Source organism: Arthrobacter sp. sptzw42, assembly GCF_059089685.1.
Genome location: NZ_JBNHEX010000016.1, coordinates 39,974 through 58,733 on the forward strand (window position 1 = coordinate 39,974; position 18,760 = coordinate 58,733).

Below are 18,760 nucleotides of genomic sequence, written 5' to 3' on the forward strand. Positions count from 1 at the left end.
CCTTCGGTGCGGAGGGACAGGCTAGATCAGTTCGGTCAGGGAGTCGCTGAGCCGGACGAGTTCGTGGTCGTGCGAAGCCACCAGGACTGCTATGCCGTCCGAGGTGGTGTCCTTCAGGATGCTGATGATGCGGTTTGCCGAGGCACGGTCCAGGCTCGCCGTAGGTTCATCCACCACCAGGACCCGGGTGCCCAGGATCAGGGCACGGGCGATCGCAACGCGCTGGCGTTCGCCGCCGGACAGCTGGGCCGGCCGGTGCCGCATACGGCGGCCCAGGCCCACGAGGTCCAGCAGGTCCTTTGCCATGTCGCGGCGCTGTTCCACTTCCCCGTCCGGCACAGCCGGCAGGAGCACGTTCTCCAGTGCGCTCATTCCGTCAATGAGCGCACCGCCCTGGTCCACGTACCCGATGAGTGCACGACGGCGGTCGGCAATTTCGTCGTCTCCCATGCTCTCAAGGGAATCACCCTCCCAGAAGACACGACCCGACGTCGGCAGGGTCAGGCCCGCGCCGACCGTCAGAATGCTGGTCTTTCCGGAGCCGCTTCGGCCGGCGACGCAGTGCATCTCACCCGCGTGCAGCGTGAGGTCGAAGCCTTCCACCACGCTGACTGCCTCGGCCCCGCCCTTGCCGCCGCCGTAGCGGATGGTGATGTCGCTCAGTTCCAGCGGGGTTTCGTGGTCAGCTTCTTTGACGATGGTGTTGGCACGCGTCTGCAGGGGGACGTCGCCGGAGCCGCTCCTGCGGCTCCGCTGGACATTGGTCTGGTTTGTCATTGGACCACTTTCGTTGCAATCGGTATCCAGCAAAGTACAGCCACAAGGCCGGCTACGCCTGCCCACAGCGCGGCATAGGGGGCCAGCAGCAGGCCAATGCCGAGGGCGCCCAGCACGCCCAGGGGCAATGCCACGCTTCCCACCAGCGCGTTCTCGAAAATCCGGACCTGGCGGAGCATGTCCGGGTTCCAGCCCATGGCTTCGAGGATCCCCAGGTACTGGCGCTTGGCGTGAAGCTCAAAGCGCCCGGTCACCAGGGTCAGGACGAGTCCCACCACCACGCCTGCGAGGGCAAGGAGGATGCTCGGCAGCGCCACGCTGGCAGCAGCGAGCCCGCTCAGTGCACTGGCCCCGGCAGCGCGGGGAATGTCGATCAGCAGGGCGATCAGTCCGCCCACGGCGGCGCCGAAGACTCCGACGGCAACGGCCAGGGAAAGGGTGTTGAACTTGTTGGTGCCCAGCTGGCGGTTCGCGAAGGTCAGCGGTGAGTCCACCGGAATAAGACGCTCGTCGTGCTGCGGTTCCTGGTCGATGACGTCGCGGTGGCGCAGCTGCCGGGCTGCGAAGAATGCAGCACCGGCGTACAGGACCAGGACGGCAACGCACACGAGGGCTGTTGTGAGGCTCCAGCTGACCAGGCTCAAGACGAGGCCTGCCACGGCAAGCAGCACCGCACCCACACCGAACTCCTCCAGCACCCAGCTGCGGATGCGGCGCTGGGTCCAGCCCATGGCGCGCAGTGTTCCTGCTTCGTTCCGGCGCTTGCGGATGTAGCTCACGGTGGAGGCACCGGTGAGAAGGGCAGCCCCGCACAGCGTCAGGAAGAGCAGCGTGATGTTTGTTCCGGAAAGCGAACCTGTCACGGCGTCTGCTGCGTTCTGCCTGACCCATGACTGCTGCACGGTGCCCAGGTCGGATTCCTTGCCGGCGTCGTCCTTGGAGTAGCCGGGAACCAAGATGCCGGTTTCCTCGCGGGCGGACCCGGCCACGATGGTGGCCTCCAGTCCCATTCCGCGGATTTCGGTGGCCAGCTTTTCAACGTCCGGCTGGGCTTCCTTCCAGCTGCCGGGTGCATCAGCGCGGACGCGGACGGCGTCGATGACTGCTGCGTTTTCCTTGTAGCCGCGTGCAGCGGCGAGCCCGTAGTAGTCGGTGATGGCACCGGCGGACTGGCTGGCCAGCCCGGTGGCGCTCAGGGACGGCTTGAGCCCGGCAGCGGCGACGTCCTTGCCCTCGGCGTCCTTGACCAGGGTGAAGGGAGCGGGGTCGTAGCCACCCAACGGAAGCTTGTTGACGTCACCGGCGGCCGCTGCCACTGCGGAAGGATCGAAGGTTCCGTAAACCATGGCGAGCGGGGCTCCCGCCTTCTGCTCCCCCGTCTCCAGGTTCTCCCGGTAGGAGCGTTCGTCCACGGGCTCGCGCTGGGTCTGGTCCACCGGGGTGCCGTTGGCGCTCTTTTCGGGCAGCCGGTTGACCGTGACCCACTCGCCCGGAACTGCGTTCTTGTCGACGGCGCCATTTGCTGCGGTGCCACCGTCGGTGTACTTAGGAGCGGCCGCGAAGTCGGTGCTCCACTTCGCGGGAGTGTAGAGCCCATGGTTGAAGTTGCCGGTGGCGCCAAGAACGGAGGAGTGGTCTGTGGAGCCGGGCCAGGCGAGAACGAAGGGGTCTTTCGAAACAAACGGCAGGTAGTCCTGGTCCAGTGACTGCGAGACGGTTCCAACGTCCTGGACCACCTTGCCCGCGTCGTCGATTTCCTCAATCTTGACGTTGTACTTCAGGTCCAGGGACGTGCCCGAACGCACAATGAGGGGAATGGCCTGGGAATCGGCGGTCAGCTGGCCGCTGCGCTTGGCCTGCTGGTACTGCGTCATCAGGGGCGCCCAGTACTTGAGCTTCACACCCAGGAAGTCCGGGCCTTCTTCCAACTCGTCCAGGCCAATGCCGTTGGTGAAGAGTCCTTCGAAGTAGCGGCCGATGGCTCCAGCATCACGTGCGTCGGCGGGCGGGGCCTTTTCCAGCGGGGCGAGGAAGTCGCCGGCGGAACCAAGGAGGGCCCGCTCGGCAGCGGGATCGACGGCAACGACGGATTCGGTGACCTCCGGGGCCAGGGGCAGCGACACGGATACGTTGAACAGGTTGTGTTCGGATCCGCCGGCCGGGGCAGGGAACTTGACGCCCGTTTCGCCTTCGGGAGCGGCAATGCGGATGCTGCTCCCCCCGGCGGCCCGTTCCTCGACGAGTTTCGCTTTGCCAAGCGTCCCTTCGGCAGTGGACTTGAACAGCGTCTGTTCCGAAACACCGTCGGAACTGACGGCACTGGCAGTCAGGCGGTACTTCTTCGCCTTATCGCTGAGGACAGACTCGGCCGCAGGCCAATCGGCCGGCGCGGTGGCGCCGGCAGCCTGGTCGGCCGTCGCGGTGCCGGCAAGCCCGGCGTTGTAGCCCAGGTAGTCCATGGCTTCCAGCCGCGGCGCCTCGAGGTTCTGCGTCACCCGCGACACGAGGCTGATAGGCGCTGCCACCGAGGTCCCGGACAGCTTCCGGATGGCTTCGAGTTGTTCGAAGCTGATGCCGCCGGTGCCGTTGGCGATTTCCGGCTGCAGCAGCGCACCCGTCGGCGCCTTTGCCTGGACCAGGATGTCGTAGAGCCCCCGCGAATTTTCATCCACCGTCCGGCTGAGCGCGGCTTGTGACTGGCTTTGGACGAGGACCGACAAGCACATGGCTGCGATCAAGATGGCCGCGGTCAACAGCAGCACTCTGCTTCTGATGAACCTCTGGACGGCGTTCATGGAACTCCCTGAGACCTGGATTGCGTGCGCACATTCGAGACCGCGCCGGGCGGACGCGGATAATTACGGACGGATGTGCAAAAGGTATTGGCCGGCCTGCCGGCATGGTCCTGAACCAGGACCCAGCCATTGTAAGCAGACCGGCCAATCATACGTGGCCCCGCCGGGACGCGCCGAGCGGAGGGTGGCAGTGCGGCGTTTCGCCGGGCGCGGGCTTAGTCCTCCAGGTCCACTTCCCGGACCATTTCAGCGCCGATGCCGGCCTTGATGGCGTCCAGAACCTGCTGCGGTACGGAGCTGTCGATGGTCAGCAGCGCGAGCACCTGCCCGCCCTGGTCGTGGCGGGCCACCTGCATGCCGGCGATGTTGATGTTGTTCATGCCCAGGATGTGGCCGATGGTGCCGATCACGCCGGGACGGTCGGTGTAAGCGACCACCACAAGGTGCTCGCTGATCGGAATTTCCACCTCGAAGCCGTTAATGCCTACCAGCTTCTCGATCTGCTTGGGTCCGGTCAGGGTGCCGGCCACGGAGATCTGGCTGCCGTCGCTGAGCGCGCCGCGCAGGGTCAGGACATTGCGGTAGGACTCCGTCTCCGGTGAGGTCATCAGGCGGACGTTGATACCGCGCTGCTCAGCGATGACCGGGGCGTTGACGTAGGAGACCTGCTCTGTCACCACATCGGCGAAGACGCCCTTGAGGGCCGCCAGCTCCAGGACCTTGACGTCCAGGGAAGAGATCTCGCCGGCAACCTCCACGTCCAGCTGGGTCAGCGAATCGTGGGTCAGGGCGGTGAAGATTCGGCCCAGCTTCTCAATCAGCGGGATGCCGGGGCGGACGTCGGGGGCAATGACGCCGCCGGCAACGTTGACCGCGTCCGGCACCAGTTCCCCGGCCAGGGCGAGGCGGACGGACTTGGCCACCGAAACGCCCGCCTTTTCCTGGGCTTCATCGGTGGACGCGCCCAGGTGCGGGGTGACCACCACGTTGTCCAGCTTGAAGAACGGCAGGTCGGTGCTGGGCTCCTTGGCGAAAACATCCACACCGGCGCCGCCGATTTCGCCGTCCTGCAGGGCCGTGAACAGTGCCTCTTCATCCACGAGTCCGCCGCGGGCGACGTTGACCACGTAGGCGGTTTTCTTCATCTTCCTGAACGCGTCCGCGCCGAGCATGCCCACGGTTTCGGGGGTCTTGGGCATGTGGATGGTGATGAAGTCGGACTGGGCCAGGAGCTCGTCGAGGCTCACCAGCTGCACACCCAGCTGGGCTGCGCGGGCGGAGGTGATGTAGGGGTCGTAGGCCAGGATCTTGGTGTCGAACCCCTTCAGGCGGGCCGCGACGAGGGCACCGATCCGGCCCAGGCCGATGATGCCGATCTTCTTTTCGAACAGCTCTGTGCCCGTGTACTTGGAGCGCTTCCACTCGCCGTCCTTCAGCGCTGCACTGGCCTGCGGGATGTGGCGGGCCAGGCTGAGGATGTGCCCCACGGTGAGTTCTGCAGCGGAAACGATGTTGGACGTAGGGGCGTTGACCACCATCACGCCGGCCTGGGTGGCGGCCTTGATGTCCACGTTGTCCAGGCCCACGCCTGCGCGGGCGATGACCTTGAGGTTCTTTGCGGCCGCGATGGCTTCGGCGTCGACCTGCGTGGCCGAGCGGACCAGGATCGCGTCAACGTCGCTGATGGCAGAGAGCAGCTGGGAGCGGTCCGCGCCGTCGGTCTGGCGGATCTCGAAGTCCGGGCCGAGGGCCTCGACAGTGGCGGGGGAAAGTTCTTCGGCGAGCAGTACTACGGGTTTTGACACGTCTGGTCCTCTGCGTTGCAGTCCTGGGGATGGGAACAAGTCTAGGCCGACGGAAAGGCCGGGCTCACATTGTTAAGTGTGAACCCGGCCTCACAGCTGCCTCTATAGGGGCGCCTCGGTTGCGGCCTTAGCGGGCGGCGGAACCTTCAACGTAGTCAACGTCCTGCTGCTGCCAGGAGAACAGGGAACGCAGCTCGCGGCCGACAGCCTCGATGGGGTGCTGCTCGGCCTTGGCACGCAGTTCCTTGAACTCCACGCCGCCGTTGTCCTGGTCTTCGATGAAGCGCTTGGCGAAGGCACCGGACTGGATGTCGGCGAGGACGGCCTGCATGTTTTCCTTGACCGCGGGGGTGATGACGCGGGGGCCGGAAACGTAGTCGCCGTACTCGGCGGTGTCGGAAACGCTCCAGCGCTGCTTGGCGATGCCGCCTTCCCACATGAGGTCAACGATGAGCTTGAGCTCGTGGAGCACCTCGAAGTAGGCGATCTGGGGCTGGTAGCCGGCTTCGGTCAGGGTTTCGAAGCCGTACTGGACCAGCTGGGACACGCCGCCGCAAAGGACGGCCTGCTCGCCGAAGAGGTCCGTTTCGGTCTCTTCCGTGAAGGTGGTCTTGATGACGCCGGCGCGGGTGCCGCCGATTGCCTTGGCGTAGGACTTGGCCAGGTCCCAGGCAGAGCCGGAAGCATCCTGTTCAACGGCGATGATGTCGGGGATGCCGCGGCCTGCCTCGAACTCGCGGCGCACGGTGTGGCCGGGGGCCTTCGGGGCAACCAGGATGACGTCAACGCCCTCCGGTGCCTGGATGTAGCCGAAACGGATGTTGAAGCCGTGGGCGAAGGCAAGGGCCTTGCCGGGCTTCAGCTTGTCCTTGATGGAGTCGTTGTAGATTGAGCGCTGGTGCTGGTCCGGCGCAAGGATCATGATGACGTCGGCCCATTCGGCGGCGTCGGCGACGTTCTTGACGGTGAAGCCTGCGTCCTCGGCCTTGGCGGCGGACGTGGAGCCGTCCTTCAGCGCGATGACAACCTCGACGCCGGAATCACGCAGGTTCAGCGCGTGGGCGTGGCCCTGGGAGCCGTAGCCAACGATGGCAACCTTGCGGCCCTGGATGATCGACAGGTCGGCGTCGTCGTCGTAAAACATTTCAGTCACTTGCGTAACTCCTCTTGAGTGGATTTCCAGATAGGTGTGTGGTGGTGCGGTTACGGGCGGTGCGCCCTGCGGAGGGATCCTGGCGGAGTCCTACGCGGAACGCAGCGCCCTGTCACTCATGGAGCGGGATCCCCGTCCAACGGCCAGGGTGCCGGACTGCACAATTTCGCGGATGCCGAAGGGCTCAAGCACTGAGAGCAGTGCGGTGAGCTTTTCGGGGTGGCCTGTTGCTTCAATGACGACCGAATCGGTGGAAACGTCGACTACTGAGGCGCGGAACAGGTCTGCAGCCTGGGTCACCTGCAGACGTGTTGCGGCATCCGCACGTACCTTGACCAGGATGTGGTCACGCTGTACGGAAGATTCGGGGGTCAGCTCAACGATTTTGATGACGTTGATCAGTTTGTTGAGCTGCTTGGTGACCTGTTCGATGAGGTCGCCGTCGGCGTCGACCACCACGGTCATCCGGGAGATGCCCGGAACCTCGGTGGGGCCAACGGCCAGGGAGTTGATGTTGAAGGCGCGGCGGGCGAAGAGGCTTGCGACGCGGGTCAGCACGCCGGGTTTGTCTTCAACCAGGACGGAAAGTGTGTGGCGGCTCATGGTCAGTCCTCTTCTTCCCATTCCGGGGTCATGTTGCGGGCAACCTGGATCTGGTCGTTGCTCACGCCGGCGGGCACCATCGGCCACACCATGGAGTTTGGGCTTACCACGAAGTCGATGACCACGGGGCGGTCGTTGATGGCCAGGGCCTTCTGGATGGTGGCGTCGATGTCCTCGTCGCGTTCGCAGCGGAACGACGCGCAGCCGTAGGCCTCCCCCAGCTTGACGAAGTCCGGGATCCGGACGGTGTCATGGCCGGTGTTGAGGTCCGTGTTGGAGTAGCGGCCTTCGTAGAAGAGCGTCTGCCACTGGCGCACCATGCCCAGGGAGGAGTTGTTGATCACGGCGACCTTGATAGGGATGTTGTTGATCGCGCAGGTGGCCAGTTCCTGGTTGGTCATCTGGAAGCAGCCGTCGCCGTCGATGGCCCAGACCACCCGGTCCGGCTCGCCCACCTTTGCGCCCATGGCAGCCGGAACGGCATAGCCCATGGTGCCGGCACCGCCCGAGTTCAGCCAGGCGTGCGGCCGTTCGTACTTGATGAACTGCGCCGCCCACATCTGGTGCTGGCCGACGCCTGCCACATAGACGCCTTCGGGACCGGTCAGCGCACCGATGCGCTCGATGACTTTCTGCGGAGCAGTCAGTCCATCGTCCGGCTCAGTCCAGCCCAGTGGATAGGTTTCCTTGAGGTTGTTCAGGAAGGCCCACCAGGTGGTGAGGTCCGGAGTGCCCGACGCCTCGAACTGGGCCCGTACGGCGTCAGTGAGCTCCGGAATGATTTCCTTCACGGAACCAACGATGGGCACGTCGGCAGTGCGGTTCTTCGAGATCTCCGCGGGGTCGATGTCGGCGTGGATGACCTTCGCCATCGGCGCGAATGTCTTCAGGACGCCGGTAACGCGGTCGTCAAAGCGCGCGCCGAGGGTGATCAGGAGGTCGGCCTGCTGCAGGGCGGTCACGGCCGAGACGGTTCCGTGCATGCCGGGCATTCCCATGTGCTGCGGGTGGGAGTCCGGGAAGACACCCTTGGCCATCAGCGTGGTGACGACGGGAGCGCCGGTTGCTTCCGCCAGGGCCAGCAGCTCGGCGGAGGCATGTGCCTTGACCACGCCGCCGCCCACGTACAGCACGGGCTTGCGGGCCGCGGCGATCAGCTTGGCAGCTTCCCTGACCTGCTTGTTGTGGCCGCGGGTCACGGGACGGTAGCCGGGCAGGTCGACCCGGGGCGGCCAGGAGAAGGTCATCTGGCCAACCTGGGCGTCCTTGGCCACGTCCACCAGGACAGGACCCGGGCGGCCGGTGGAGGCGAGGTGGAACGCCTCCGCCATGACGTGCGGGATGTCGTTGGGGTCGGTCACCAGGAAGGAGTGCTTCGTGATGGGCATGGTGATGCCCACGATGTCAGCTTCCTGGAACGCATCGGTGCCGATCACACCGCTGGATACCTGGCCGGTAATGGCCACCAGCGGCACGGAGTCCATGTGGGCATCCATGATGGCGGTGACGAGGTTGGTGGCGCCCGGGCCCGAGGTGGCGATGCACACGCCTACCCGCCCGGTGACCATGGCGTAGCCTTGCGCGGCGTGGCCGGCTCCCTGCTCGTGACGGACCAGGACGTGGTTCATGCTGGAGGCCATCAAGGGGTCGTAGGTGGGCAGGATCGCGCCACCGGGCAAACCGAAAATATCGTCGACGCCGAGTTCTTCGAGCGAGCGGACAATAGCTTGCGAGCCGGTCATCACCGTTGGGGGTACAACGTTGTTCGGCCCAAGGACAGGAGAGACGGCAGCAAGGTCAGCGACGGCGACGGCGTGCTCTGCCGTACGGTCGGCGCGTTCCGGAGCCTTGGGGGCTCCAGCGGACTTGGTAGCCATCAGCGAGGGGCTGATGGGCGATCCTTTGCTCATCGGACTCTTCCTTGTGGATCATCTGTGTGGTTCATGGAGACTGCGGGGAAATAAAAAAACCCCTCAGCCTGGCGGCTCTTCGAGGGGTTGCGCGTGACGGTTCGTTACCAGGGGCTAATATGCCACGCGCTGGATAAGGACGACGACTGCAACTGCGGCAGCGCGGCTGGTAACGAAAGTCATGCGTTCAGTTTTCCCTCTGGGCGAGATAAGTGTCAACGAGGCAGTTCCCTATCTCACCATGTGGACTACGCTGTCCACGGTGCGATCCTACCCCGAACTTCCGGCGAAGGCGCCGTCCGCCGGGGCCCTGGATCACCCCCTGTTACGCCCCCGCCTCCAGCGGCTGGTTCACCGCCGGCGGCTTGGGTTCCTGCTAGCCGGTGTAGGCACCCGTGCTGGCGCTGTGCACCAGCTTGGCGTACTTCGCCAGGACGCCCTTGGTGTAACGGGCGGGCAGGGGCTCCCAGCCCACCTTGCGGGCGTCGAGCTCTGCCTCGTCCACCAGCAGGTCAAAGCTGCGGGCTGCAATGTCCACCCGGATCCGGTCGCCGTCCTTGACGAAGGCGATGGGTCCGCCGTCGACTGCCTCGGGGGCGACGTGGCCGATGCAGAGGCCCGTGGTGCCGCCGGAGAAGCGGCCATCCGTCAGGAGCAGGACGTCCTTGCCGAGGCCCGCACCCTTGATGGCGCCGGTGATGGCAAGCATCTCACGCATGCCCGGGCCGCCCTTGGGACCTTCATAGCGGATCACCACAACGTCGCCGGCGTGGATCTGGCCGTTGTCCAGCGCATCCAGGGCGCCCTGTTCACGCTCGAAGACGCGGGCCGTACCCTCGAAGACGTCAGCGTCGAATCCCGCGCTCTTCACCACTGCACCCTCAGGGGCCATGGTGCCGTGCAGGATGGTGATGCCGCCGGTCTTGTGGATGGGGTTGTCCAGCGCGCGCAGGATCTTTCCGTCAACGTCCGGCGGGTTGATCGCCTCTAGGTTTTCCGCCACGGTCTTGCCGGTGACGGTGAGGCAGTCGCCGTGCAGCAGGCCGGCGTCGAGCAGTGCCTTCATGATCACCGGCACGCCGCCGATCTTGTCGACGTCGGTCATGACGTAGCGGCCGAAGGGCTTGAGGTCGCCCAGGTGCGGAATCTTGTCGCCGATGCGGTTGAAGTCATCGAGGGTCAGCTCGACTTCGGCTTCGCGGGCGATGGCCAGCAGGTGGAGCACAGCGTTGGTGGAGCCACCGAAGGCCATGGTGACGGCGATGGCGTTTTCGAAGGCCTTCCGGGTCATGATGTCGCGCGCGGTGATGCCCTTGCGGAGCAGGTTGACCACCGCTTCGCCGGATTTGCGGGCAAATTCATCACGCCGGCGGTCTGCCGAGGGCGGGGCGGCCGAACCGGGCAGTGACATTCCCAGGGCCTCGCCGATGCAGGCCATGGTGTTGGCCGTGTACATGCCACCGCAGGCGCCTTCGCCGGGGCAGATGGCCTTTTCGATGCGGGTGAGGTCCTCCAGGCTCATCTTGCCGGCGGCACAGGCGCCAACAGCCTCGAAGGCGTCGATGAGGGTCACTTCCTTCTCGGACCCGTCCTCGAGCTTTACCCACCCCGGCATGATGGAGCCGGCATAGAGGAAGACGCTGGACAGATCGAGGCGGGCGGCCGCCATCAGCATGCCCGGGAGGGACTTGTCGCAGCCGGCCAGCAGGACGGAGCCGTCGATCCGCTCGGCCTGCATCACAGTTTCCACGGAGTCGGCAATGACTTCGCGGGACACCAGTGAAAAATGCATGCCTTCGTGGCCCATGGAAATGCCGTCCGAAACCGAGATGGTGCCGAACTGCATGGGGAAGCCCCCGCCGGCGTGCACGCCTTCCTTGGCGCCCTGTGCGAGGCGGTTGAGGGAGAGGTTGCAGGGGGTAATTTCGTTCCAGGAACTCGCGACGCCAACCTGGGGCTTGGCGAAGTCGTCATCGCCCATGCCTACCGCGCGGAACATGCCGCGCGCCGGGGCGGCGTGGATGCCGTCAGTTACTACCCGGCTGCGGGGCTTGATGTCAGGCTTGTTGTCGGTCGCGATCTGGGTGTCCTCACTCATAGGGAAAATTCTAGGGCTCCCCGGCGGTGCCCGGGGACAGGATCTCCCGGGTAGGGCGGAAAACGGGGAAATTTTGCTCAGATGGTGGACGTTCGTCTCACATAATGAGATGCGCGCTGCCCGGGTGGTTCTGCGGGGGTTTCTTGCAGCGTCTGCGGCCTCAGATGCATGGCTGTTGCCCAAGGGTTCTTTATGGCCGGATACGCCCCCGGTCCACTCCTGGGTTTCGGGAGTACAAGCAGGTCAAGGTGCTGGACACCGCTGTTGAGCCGACGTAGCGTCGGGGAAAGTGCACCCTGCCATCCGACTGAAGGACCCGCCATGGACTTTGTCTTCTGGATCATACTGCTCGTTGTGATTGCCGCTGTTGGATGGTGGTGGCTCAAGCGCAAAAATTCCTCCGCTCCCAAAGAGAGCACCAGCCAAGCCGAGGGCGCCCGGGCGGACGCCGGCACCCGCCCTGACGGTGCTGCCAGGACAGAGGACACTGCCCAGGCCGAGGACAATGCCCGGACCGGCGGTGCCCTTGCCGGCGGCAGCGCCGCCCCCTCCGCCGAAGCTGCGGCCACCGCCGGCATGGCCGGCGTTGCCGGATCCGGCGCCCAGGCCGTGCGCGCTGCACCCACCACTGCCGATGAACCGGTTGAAAAAAGGGTCACGCCGGCAGAGACTCCGAACGCATCCCGGGGCACCAGCAGGACAGGAGCAACTGCGATGACCGCGGCGACGGGCAGCGCAGCAGGAGCAGCAAAGGACGAACGCCGGGTCAAGGACGAAGCTGAATGGGAAACCCAGTGGTCGGAGGCGGGACCTGCCCACGTCGATGAGCATGCAGCTCACCGGCAAAGTGCCGCCCCGGCGTCAGCCACCCCATCCCCCGCGCAACCGGAACCAGTCGGACAGGCGCCCGTCCATCATCCGGAATACACCGAACCACACGCGCCCACCCTGCCCGGCGCCGAAACTGCGGCCTTGGAGGATGCAGAAGACGCCGGCCCAGGGACTGCCCTCCCGGCCGCGGCCCACAACGCGGCGGGCCCCAAGGAGAGCGATCGGCACCCCATTGCCGGTGTCCGCGTCCCCCATGATGCCGCCGCCGCTGAGACCCGGGACAGGGCACAGTCCTCGGCATTGGTCGAAACTGGAGCGGACCGTACCCAGGCCCCGTCAGGCGGCACTGCCCAGGGTGAGCCGGCCGGGCATCTCGCGGCAGAGGAACCCTATGGCCAGGGATCGGCGTCGGCCGCGGCTGACGGCAGCGGCCCGGCGGACTACACCGTCAAGGGCGACGCCGGTGCCATGGTCTATTACGAGGAGGGACACCCCGAGTATGAGCTGGCCAGGGCTGAAGTGTGGTTTGAGTCGGCCGCCCACGCCGAGGCTGCAGGCTTCAGGGCGCCACGGCGGAGGCGGCTCTAGCGGAACCCGCCCCGGCCGGGCAAGAGAGGAGCCCCACCGCTGTGGCCCATTTCACAAGGAAGCGCGGCCGGATCCTCGGCGCATCGGGGGCGCTTCGGGGCAGTTCTTGGCTGCCCGCCAGTAACGAAAACCCCGGCTTTCCGCTGTTTCGGCCCCCTGGAGGCCAGGCAGGAAATACAAGGAGGCGTCGATTTCACATGCACCAAAAGTTCGTGTAGAGTTTCATGTCGTTGCGGAGATCATCGGGGAAACAAAAAGCCCCAAACGGTCGAAACAAAAGATGCACCTCTAGCTCAATTGGCAGAGCAATTGACTCTTAATCAATGGGTTCCGGGTTCAAGTCCCGGGGGGTGCACCACTGGGAAAACAGCCCCTGGCTTGCGGAAACGCAAGCCAGGGGCTGTTTTGTTTTATCCGGTGCCTGCGGCCCGCCCGCAGCAAACTTCGTTCTGCTGCTGCCGCCCGCCTTCCTCGTTGGGGGCCTGTATACAAAAAGGCGTGACCTCAGCTTCGGAAGAAGCTGCGATCACGCCTGGAAGCGGGCTGCGCCCGCAATACTGGCAGGGACGCCTAGGGAGTCATGGATGAATTGTTGAGCAGTTCTCCGGTTGCCTGCGTTCCGAACTGGCTTGCCAGCTCGCGGACAACGGCCTTTAGTTCCTGCCGGAGGGCATCAGGATCAATGGTGGCAGCGGCAAGTACAGTTCGCTCCATCTCCACGGCAGCGGCAACCGCTTCCTTGCCCCGTTCCGTGAGTGACACCACATGGCTCCTGCGGTCCGAGGTGCTGCGGACGCGGGCAATGTGGCCGTGCGACTCCAGCCGGCTGAGGGTTTTCCCCATGGTCTGGGCCTGGACACGCACATATTGGGCAAGCTGTGCCTGCGTCATGGGTCCTTGCGCGTTGAGAACCTCGATGGCAATAACCCCCGCATGAGTGAGGCCTATGGCCCCAAGCTTTTCGTTCCAGGAGTGTTCCACGAGGCGCGCAGCAGTGGACAGGAGGCGGCCTGTGGGCCAGTGATCCATATCAGGCATAGCAGCAAGTATAGCCAAGTGTCGATTGGCACTGGTCCCGACCGCTTACTAGGCTGTTATGTCCCGCCTGCAACAAGGAGAAAAACATTGGCTGACAGACTCGTAACCGGTGACCAAGCGCCCCTCTTCACGCTCAAGGATTCAGCCGGTAATGACACCGGCCTGACACCGCGCGCGGGCCGTCACACCATTGTCTATTTCTACCCGGCAGCGGCTACCCCCGGATGCACCAAGGAAGCCTGCGACTTCCGGGACAACCTGGCCTCCCTGCAGTCAGCGGGCTATGACGTCCTGGGCATCTCCCCCGACCCGGTGGAGAAACTTGCAAAATTTGCGGCCCAGGAATCCCTCAGCTTCCCCTTGCTCTCCGATGAGGACCATGCCGTAGCGGAGGCCTACGGGGCCTGGGGCGAAAAGAAAAACTACGGTAAGACCTACCAGGGCCTGATCCGCTCCACCATTGTGGTTGCGCCGGACGGCAAGGTGGCGCTTGCCCAGTACAACGTCCGCGCCACCGGGCACGTGGCGAAGCTCCGCCGTGACCTTAAGCTGGATGCCTGACCCGAGAGCCCGGCGACGGACCTGGGGCCGCTGACGCAGGTCCTTCCCGGGCGACGCTACAATAAAAACTGGGATCCGGCGTCGTACGTATCCCGGCCCGGTGTATGGTGCGGACACGCAGCCGGGCCAAGCGCGAGTGGTGAAATTGGCAGACACGCAGGATTTAGGTTCCTGTGCCTTCGGGCGTGGGGGTTCAAGTCCCCCCTTGCGCACAATTGGAAAGAGATCCTCCGGCTCCGGCCGGCGGATCTTTTTCGTTTTAAACCCGCCCGCGGTGCTGAATATGCAGCAAATTCGCAGCCCTCAGAAAAACTTCCTGCTTTTGACCCATCCGCATTAGTGGAACTCCCGAATACCCATTGAGACACCAGCCAAGGGCAGGTGCCCACAAGCCAAAGGCGAACAAGGCCCCGGACAACCGGTCCGCGGCCGGTGAAACGCTAATCCAAGGAGAACCGAAATGCAGACAATCAAGCGCACAACTTTCACGGTCGCAGGCGTTGCAGCTGCCGCTCTGCTGAGCCTGACGGCGTGTGGCGGCTCGGCCGGCAGCACAAGTTCATCCGCCCCGTCCGCCGCACCATCGGCCTCCACCATGGCTCCTTCCCCATCAGCCAGCTCCTCTGCCGCCGCCATGGATCCGGCCGCCAACCTGGTTGGCCCCGGTTGCGCAGGGTACGCCGAGCAGGTTCCCACCGGTGCCGGCTCCGTTGAAGGCATGGCTCTGGATCCGGTAGCGGTCGCCGCGTCCAACAACCCGATCCTCACCACCCTGACGTCCGCCGTATCCGGCAAGCTGAACCCGAAGGTGGACCTGGTGGACACCCTCAACGGCGGTGAATTCACTGTCTTCGCCCCGGTTGATGACGCCTTCGCCAAGATCGACGCCGCCACCATCGAAACACTGAAGACGGACGACGCCCTCCTGAGCAAAATTCTCACCTACCACGTAGTGCCGGGCCAGATTACTCCTGACAAGATCGCCGGCACCCACGCCACTGTCCAGGGCGGTTCGGTCACCGTTTCCGGCAGCGGGGACACCTTCAAGGTCGATGACGCCAACGTGATCTGCGGCGGCGTCCAGACCAAGAACGCCACGGTCTACCTGATCGATTCGGTACTGATGCCCAAGTAATTCCGCAACGATGGCCCGGTGCCCGCTCCGCAAGGACCGGGCACCGGGCTTTTGCCTGAGGTCCTCTGGCCGTGGTCCTTCCTGAAACGGGAGTACCGGTCAACTAGACTGGGTCCCGGCCCGCAGTCGGCGGCGCCGGCAAGATCCAGAGGTGATAAGCGAGTGCCCAGCAGTCCATCGCGGCGGACGGTCATCACGGCCGGGGCCGCCCTCCTGGCATTGAGCGTCGCATCCTGTACGGGCATTCCCGCACCCTCGCCCTCGTCATCCACGCCGACTCCCAGCACCTCCGCAGAACCCATCGCCACCTTCAACTTCGGCACCGCAGTGCAGCCGTTGGGCCTCGACCCTGCGCTGTCCAGCGACGTTGAATCCCAGCGCATCACCCGGCAAATCCTCGAGGGGCTGGTGGGCGTGGACCAGACCACCGGAAAACCAACCCCGCTGCTGGCCATTGAGTGGAGCGAATCAAACGAGGGCCGCAGCTACACGTTCAAGTTGCGCAGCGGGGTCACCTTCCAGGACGGTACTCCTTTCAACGCCGACGCCGTGTGTACCAACTTCAACAGGTGGTTTGCGTTCTCTGAAGACCTCCGCCGGAAGGCCCCCGGCAGTTCGTTCCAAGACGTGTTCAAGGCGCATGCCGACGAGCCGGGGCTGTCCATTTTCAAGAGTTGCACCGCATTGTCCGCCGACACCGTGCAGATCGACCTGACGCAGCGCTTCACCGCATTCCTGCAGGCCCTGACCTTGCCTGCCTTCGCCATCGCCTCCCCCTCAGCACTGGCCGCCGGCACCGCAGATGTCCTGGACCAGACCCGCGGCGGCCAGGCCATCTCGGCCTTCGGCGCCAACCCGGTGGGCACAGGTCCATTCAACCTGAAGTCCTGGGACGAAGGCAGCGTCACCCTGGTCAGCAACCCGTCCTACTGGGGGGACCGCGGCCAGATCGCCACCATCAACTTCGTGGCCTACAACCACCCACAGGCACGTCTCCAGGCGCTTTTGGACGGCAAAATCGACGGATACGACGCCGTGACGGTGGGAAACTTCGACCAGCTTGTGAAGCGCGGCAAGCAAATTGTGCAGCGCGATCCGTTCTCGGTGATGTACCTGGGTATCAACCAGGAGATTCCGGTCCTGCAGAACCAGAAAGTCCGGCAGGCCATCGAACTGGCGATCGACAAAGAGACGTTGATCCGGAAGTTCTTCATCGACAACACCGCAGCCGCCACGCAGTTTGTCCCGCCCAAGATCAGCGGCTTCAACAACGACGCCCCTGCGCTGGGCCACGATCCGGCAAAGGCCAAGGAGTACCTCAAGGAGGCCGGGTACGCCGGCGAAGCGCTGAGGTTCTACTATCCGTTGAATGTCACCCGGCCGTACCTTCCCACCCCCGAAAAGGTGTACGCCGAGATCAGCCGGCAGCTGACAGCGGCGGGCTTCAACATCCAGCCCGTGCCCGTTGATTGGTCCGACGGCTATCTCCAGAAAGTCCAGTCCCCCGGTGACCACGCCCTGCATCTTTTGGGCTGGAACGGGTCCTACTCCGACGCCGACAACTTTGTGGGACCCCTCTTCGGGGAAAAGAACGGCGAGTTCGGCTACCAGGACCCGCAGGTTTTCTCGAAGATCAACCGGGCACGCGGTTTGCCCGAGGGAGAGGAACGCGATGAGCAGTATCACACCATCAATGCCCAGATCGCAGCGTCAGTTCCCGCCGTGCCCATTGCCTTCCCCATCTCCGCGCTGGCCCTTTCGGACCGGGTACTGAGTTATCCGGCTTCCCCTGTCTTAAATGAAGTTTTCACCAAAGTGCAATTGAAGCCTTGACGGGCCAGCCCAATTTCAGTAGTAGGGCTGCCCGGGGATATTCTGTGACAGCCAGAGCCGCTGCAATCGGAGACTGATCGTGACCTTCATTTCCAAGACCCCACATGCCGACGTCGTCCTGATTGGCGGTGGCATCATGAGCGCCACGCTGGGGGCATTCATCAAGCAGCTGGAGCCGAACTGGACCATCTCCATGTTCGAACGGCTGGACCAGCCTGGGCTGGAAAGCTCGGACCCCTGGAACAACGCCGGAACCGGGCACGCTGCCCTCTGTGAACTCAACTACTCCCCCGCAGCCAAAGACGGCTCGGTGGACCCCACCAAGGCGCTGCTCATCAACGAACAGTTCCAGCTGTCCCGCCAGTTCTGGTCACACCTCGTGGACCAGTCCCTGATCGGGTCGCCCAAGGGCTTTATCAACACCGTGCCGCACATGAGCTTTGTCATTGGCGAGGCGAACACCAGGTTCCTGAAGACCCGTTACGAGGCGCTCAAGCCCCACGCCCTGTTCCGCAGCATGGAATACTCCGAAGACCACGGCCAGATCGGCAAGTGGGCTCCGCTGATCGTCAAGGGGCGCGACCCCAAAGCCCGGATCGCAGCTACCCGCGCCACCGAAGGCACCGATGTGGACTTCGGGGCACTGACCCGGGAGCTGACTACCTACCTGGGGAACAACGGCGTCGAAATCAACTACGGCCACGATGTCACGGGGATCTCCAAGGCGTCCGACGGCGGCTGGAACCTTTCGCTGAAGTACCCCAAGTCCGGGGAACACGGCAAAATCCACGCCAAGTTCGTCTTCGTGGGCGCCGGCGGAGGCGCACTCCACCTGCTCCAGGCCTCCGGGATCCCGGAAAGCAAGGGTTACGGCGGGTTCCCGGTCTCCGGCCAGTTCTTCCGCTGCACCGACGAGACCATCGCCGCGCAGCACAGTGCCAAAGTCTACGGCCAGGCATCCGTGGGAGCTCCCCCCATGTCCGTGCCACACCTGGACACCCGTTACGTCAACGGCAAGCGCTCCCTGCTCTTTGGCCCCTACGCCGGCTTCTCCACCAACTTCCTGAAGAACGGCTCCTACCTGGACCTGCCGCTGTCCATCCGGCCCGGCAACATCATCCCCATGCTTGCCGTTGCCAAGGACAACATGGACCTCACCGCCTACCTGGTCAAGGAAGTGGCCAAGAAGCACGCGGACAAGGTGGAAGCCCTCCGGGAGTACTACCCCGAGGCAAAAGCAGGCGACTGGGAACTGATTACCGCTGGCCAGCGTGTACAGATCATCAAGAAAGACCCGCAGAAGGGCGGCATCCTCCAGTTCGGCACCGAAGTGATTGCCGGCCGTGACGGCACCATCGGCGCACTCCTCGGTGCTTCCCCGGGAGCTTCCACCGCGGTGCCCATCATGATCGAACTGCTCCGGAAGGCCTTCCCGAAGAACTTCAAGGGCTGGCAGTCCAAGCTGAAGGACATGATGCCCGGCTACGGGGTCAAACTCGATGACAACCCGGAACTTGCCGTGGAACTCGAAAGGGCGACGGCCAGGTCCCTTCAGCTGGAGAGCGTTTCCGCCACCCACTGACCCCTGCCGGGGTGAGTGGCCGGCCTCCGGCACGCAACAGTTTTGTTAGAA

General features: G+C 64.4%; 13 protein-coding genes and 2 tRNA genes. 7 read left to right on the top strand and 8 right to left on the bottom strand.

The features are described from left to right. Positions 1–21 precede the first annotated feature (21 nt). The 7 genes from AC5RT4_RS16310 to ilvD form a co-directional block, all read right to left on the bottom strand. The gene (locus AC5RT4_RS16310; protein ID WP_494039989.1) at positions 22–777 is read right to left on the bottom strand and encodes an ABC transporter ATP-binding protein; all 756 of its coding nucleotides are present in this window, start codon (positions 775–777) and stop codon (positions 22–24) included. Next, positions 774–3,572: an FtsX-like permease family protein gene (locus AC5RT4_RS16315; RefSeq protein WP_494106454.1), complete on the bottom strand. Its 2,799-nt coding sequence runs from the start codon at positions 3,570–3,572 to the stop codon at positions 774–776. The genes AC5RT4_RS16310 and AC5RT4_RS16315 overlap by 4 nt, the downstream gene beginning before the upstream one ends. Positions 3,573–3,787: 215 nt before the next feature. Continuing rightward, on the bottom strand, positions 3,788–5,377 hold the full coding sequence (serA, locus tag AC5RT4_RS16320) for a phosphoglycerate dehydrogenase (protein WP_494039991.1): 1,590 nt from the start codon (positions 5,375–5,377) through the stop codon (positions 3,788–3,790). Between the two features lie 127 nt (positions 5,378–5,504). Then, entirely contained in the window at positions 5,505–6,530 is a 1,026-nt protein-coding gene (ilvC, locus tag AC5RT4_RS16325; protein WP_494039992.1) for a ketol-acid reductoisomerase, read from the bottom strand. 90 nt (positions 6,531–6,620) lie between these two features. Beyond that, complete coding sequence (gene ilvN, locus AC5RT4_RS16330; RefSeq protein WP_079597732.1) at positions 6,621–7,133, bottom strand: acetolactate synthase small subunit; 513 nt, start codon at positions 7,131–7,133, stop codon at positions 6,621–6,623. A 2-nt stretch (positions 7,134–7,135) separates the two neighbouring features. Continuing rightward, a complete protein-coding gene (locus AC5RT4_RS16335) occupies positions 7,136–9,043 on the bottom strand; it encodes an acetolactate synthase large subunit (RefSeq protein WP_494039993.1) in 1,908 nt (635 codons plus the stop codon). A gap of 376 nt (positions 9,044–9,419) precedes the next feature. Further along, positions 9,420–11,141, bottom strand: a complete 1,722-nt coding sequence (ilvD, locus tag AC5RT4_RS16340; protein WP_494106455.1) for a dihydroxy-acid dehydratase — start codon at positions 11,139–11,141, stop codon at positions 9,420–9,422. A gap of 321 nt (positions 11,142–11,462) precedes the next feature. Here ilvD and AC5RT4_RS16345 point away from each other — a divergent pair, with 321 nt between their 5' ends. Both AC5RT4_RS16345 and AC5RT4_RS16350 read left to right on the top strand, forming a co-directional pair. After that, positions 11,463–12,560: a sunset domain-containing protein gene (locus AC5RT4_RS16345; protein WP_494106456.1), complete on the top strand. Its 1,098-nt coding sequence runs from the start codon at positions 11,463–11,465 to the stop codon at positions 12,558–12,560. A 282-nt stretch (positions 12,561–12,842) separates the two neighbouring features. Continuing rightward, positions 12,843–12,918: transfer RNA gene (locus AC5RT4_RS16350), tRNA-Lys, on the top strand. A gap of 212 nt (positions 12,919–13,130) precedes the next feature. Here the strand turns inward: AC5RT4_RS16350 and AC5RT4_RS16355 are convergent. Further along, a complete protein-coding gene (locus AC5RT4_RS16355; protein ID WP_494040150.1) occupies positions 13,131–13,589 on the bottom strand; it encodes a MarR family winged helix-turn-helix transcriptional regulator in 459 nt (152 codons plus the stop codon). A 96-nt stretch (positions 13,590–13,685) separates the two neighbouring features. Here AC5RT4_RS16355 and bcp point away from each other — a divergent pair, with 96 nt between their 5' ends. The 5 genes from bcp to AC5RT4_RS16380 all read left to right on the top strand — a co-directional run bounded on the left by bcp (position 13,686) and on the right by AC5RT4_RS16380 (position 18,709). Next, the gene (bcp, locus tag AC5RT4_RS16360; protein WP_494039996.1) at positions 13,686–14,159 is read left to right on the top strand and encodes a thioredoxin-dependent thiol peroxidase; all 474 of its coding nucleotides are present in this window, start codon (positions 13,686–13,688) and stop codon (positions 14,157–14,159) included. A 130-nt stretch (positions 14,160–14,289) separates the two neighbouring features. After that, positions 14,290–14,371 (top strand) — tRNA-Leu (locus AC5RT4_RS16365). 248 nt (positions 14,372–14,619) lie between these two features. Continuing rightward, positions 14,620–15,294: a fasciclin domain-containing protein gene (locus AC5RT4_RS16370; protein ID WP_494039997.1), complete on the top strand. Its 675-nt coding sequence runs from the start codon at positions 14,620–14,622 to the stop codon at positions 15,292–15,294. Between the two features lie 162 nt (positions 15,295–15,456). Further along, positions 15,457–17,127, top strand: a complete 1,671-nt coding sequence (locus tag AC5RT4_RS16375) for an ABC transporter substrate-binding protein (RefSeq protein ID WP_494106457.1) — start codon at positions 15,457–15,459, stop codon at positions 17,125–17,127. A gap of 79 nt (positions 17,128–17,206) precedes the next feature. After that, positions 17,207–18,709 (top strand): malate:quinone oxidoreductase, encoded by a 1,503-nt coding sequence (locus AC5RT4_RS16380; protein WP_494039999.1) that lies wholly within the window; start codon positions 17,207–17,209, stop codon positions 18,707–18,709. Positions 18,710–18,760: the final 51 nt, after the last annotated feature.